Origin of the sequence: Faecousia intestinalis (assembly GCF_040096185.1) — a bacterium.
Taxonomy (GTDB): Bacteria; Bacillota; Clostridia; order Oscillospirales; family Oscillospiraceae; genus JAZOXB01.
Genome location: NZ_JBBMFF010000227.1, coordinates 1 through 2,724, shown reverse-complemented (window position 1 = coordinate 2,724; position 2,724 = coordinate 1). Strand labels below are relative to the sequence as shown.

The 2,724-nt window shown below is 59.4% G+C and carries 2 protein-coding genes; both read left to right on the top strand.

The window, feature by feature from the left end; translation table 11 throughout:
• The first annotated feature begins 252 nt into the window (after positions 1–252).
• Positions 253–1,194, top strand: coding sequence for an AEC family transporter (locus WMO66_RS08935; protein ID WP_349136058.1), 942 nt, complete (start codon positions 253–255; stop codon positions 1,192–1,194).
• A gap of 130 nt (positions 1,195–1,324) precedes the next feature.
• Positions 1,325–2,497, top strand: coding sequence for an NAD(P)-dependent malic enzyme (locus tag WMO66_RS08930; RefSeq protein WP_349136057.1), 1,173 nt, complete (start codon positions 1,325–1,327; stop codon positions 2,495–2,497).
• Positions 2,498–2,724: the final 227 nt, after the last annotated feature.

Here is a 2,724-nt window from a genome sequence, read left to right as displayed (position 1 = left end):
GCGTGCGTCAGCACGATGCGAGTGTGCGTAGCACACGGGATTCCTGATGAAATGTTTTAATCAGGAATCAGTATGAGAAGCAGGGGAGACATCAGACAAAATTTTGTCAGTTCCCACAAAAACATCCTATCAGAAATTCCTTGGGTTGTCAATGATTTTGTTGTCATACAATCAGTTGACATACAATTTCACCGTTGACATCATCCAAATTCTCTGCTATGATGAGACCATCTTGCAGAGAGAAGGGATTCTATGCTGGGCAATATCCTGTCGACTGGCGAGCAGGTCCTCATCCTTGTTGTCCTGCTGGCTGTCGGATTCCTGTGCGGAAAGATCCGCATTTTCAACGACCAGAGCATTTCCCACCTTTCGGCCTTTGCGCTGAAGATCGTCGGTCCCTGCGCCATCGTCGAGTCGTTCTGCCGCCAGTTTGACAGCGCCATGCTGCGCGCCATGGGCATCGTTGCCCTGCTGGCCTTTGCAGCGCACGCGCTGTATGCCGCGTTTGCCTATGTCTGCATCCGCGGCGGTAAGGAGCCGACCCGCCGCGTTCTGCGCTACGGCACCGTGTTTGCCAATTGCGGCTACATGGGCCTGCCGCTGCAGCAGGTCCTGTTCGGCGCGGACGGCGTGTTCTACGGGGCAACGTGGATCGGCGTGTATAACCTCGTGGCGTGGTCCTTCGGCCTCGTGCTCATGAGCGGCGACCGCAGGCAGATCTCGTTCAAAAAGCTGCTGCTGAACCCCGGCATCCTCGCCGTGCTGACCGGCATCGTGATCTTTGTGTGCTCCATCGAGCTGCCAACGATCATCCTGCAGCCCATCCACTATTTCAGCGCCCTGAACGTGCCCGTTCCCATGGTCATCAGCGGCTACTATCTCTCGAAGGCCGACTTGCGCACCATCTGGAAGCACGCGAATTACTACATCACCATCGCCCTGCGTCTTGCCGTCATCCCGCTGTGCAGCATCGGGCTGATGTTCCTGCTGCAGAAGGCATTCCGGCTGGACGGCATGCTGCTGGCGGCCTGCATCGTGGATATCGCGGCCCCCGTCGCCGCCGCCACGACGATGTTCTCGACCCTGTTCCGGCAGGACAGCGAGACGGCGGCCAACCTCGTGTCCATCAGCACGCTGCTGTCGGTCCTGACGCTGCCGATCATGGTGGCATTGGCACAAAGCGTCTTTTTATAATCCCCTCTGCGTCAATCCCCGGCGGCGGATGACGGAGCCTTTCCGCCGATCCATCGCTTCGGAAAGCGAAAAGCAATATAACATGTATGAAATTTATAGACTGATCAAAAAAGAAAAGGAGAAGTTTATCATGGATTACGCAAAAGAGTCTCTGAAGCTCCACGAGCAGTGGAAGGGCAAGATCGAAGTCGTCGCTACCGTGCCGGTCTCGACGAAGGACGACCTGAGCCTGGCCTACACCCCCGGCGTTGCGCAGCCCTGTCTGGAAATCCAGAAGGACATCAATAAGTCCTATGAGCTGACCCGCCGCCACAACCTCTGCGCCGTCATCACCGACGGCACCGCCGTCCTCGGTCTGGGCGACATCGGCCCGGAGGCCGGTATGCCCGTCATGGAGGGCAAGTGCGTCCTGTTCAAGGCGTTCGGCGGCGTTGACGCCTTCCCCCTCTGCGTGAAGACGAAGAACGTCGACGAGTTCGTCGAGACCGTTTACAACATCTCCGGCAGCTTCGGCGGCATCAACCTCGAGGACATCTCCGCGCCGCGCTGCTTTGAGATCGAGCGCAAGCTGAAGGAAAAGTGCGACATCCCCATCTTCCATGACGATCAGCACGGCACCGCTGTCATCACCCTCGCCGGCCTGACGAACGCGCTGAAGGTCGTCGGCAAGAAGAAGGAGGACGTCAAGGTCGTCACCTCCGGCGCAGGCGCTGCTGCCATCTCCATTGTGAAGCTGCTGCTGTCCGCTGGCTACAAGAACATCACCATGTGCGACCGCAAGGGCGCGATCTATGCCGGCCGCGACGGCCTGAACTGGATCAAGGAAGAAATGGCCCAGGTCACGAACCTGGAAAAGAAGGCCGGCCCGCTGTCCGAGCAGCTCAAGGGCGCCGACGTGTTCATCGGCGTTTCCGCTCCCGGCATGGTCACGAAGGAAATGGTCCAGACCATGAACGAGAAGGCGATCATCTTTGCCTGCGCGAACCCGACACCGGAGATTTTCCCGGACGAGGCAAAGGCGGGCGGCGCTGCCGTCGTTTCCACCGGCCGCAGCGACTATCCGAACCAGATCAACAACGTTCTGGCGTTCCCCGGCATCTTCCGCGGTACGTTCGACGTTCGCGCCAGCGACATCAACGAGGAGATGAAGATGGCTGCCGCCAAGGCTCTGGCCGACCTGATCTCCGACGAGGAGCTGAGTGCCGACTATATCATTCCGAAGGCATTTGACCCGCGTGTCGGCAAGGCTGTCGCCGCTGCCGTCGCCGAGGCTGCAAGAGCTTCCGGCGTTGCCCGCATCTGATTTTTCCGGAATAACTGCCGCCGCAGGGGAGAGCTCCTCTGCGGCGGTTTTGTGCCCCCTGCTGGCTCCCGGAGAGGCCCCACAGGGGCCGTGGCAATCTCGGGGAGGCACTTCCAGGTCGTACAGGGTAACGATAAAACGTACCGACCGATTGCGTCTGTAGCGGCGTTCCCTGCGCAGCCGTTGGCGGCTTTGCCGCCTTACGGATGCGGCGTGCCCCTTGCGGG

What these genes read in the sequence shown, in the direction of transcription:
- WMO66_RS08935 (WP_349136058.1), top strand. Translation starts at nt 253, where the DNA reads ATGCTGGGCAATATCCTGTCGACTGGCGAGCAGGTCCTCATCCTTGTT.
- WMO66_RS08930 (WP_349136057.1), top strand. Translation starts at nt 1,325, where the DNA reads ATGGATTACGCAAAAGAGTCTCTGAAGCTCCACGAGCAGTGGAAGGGC.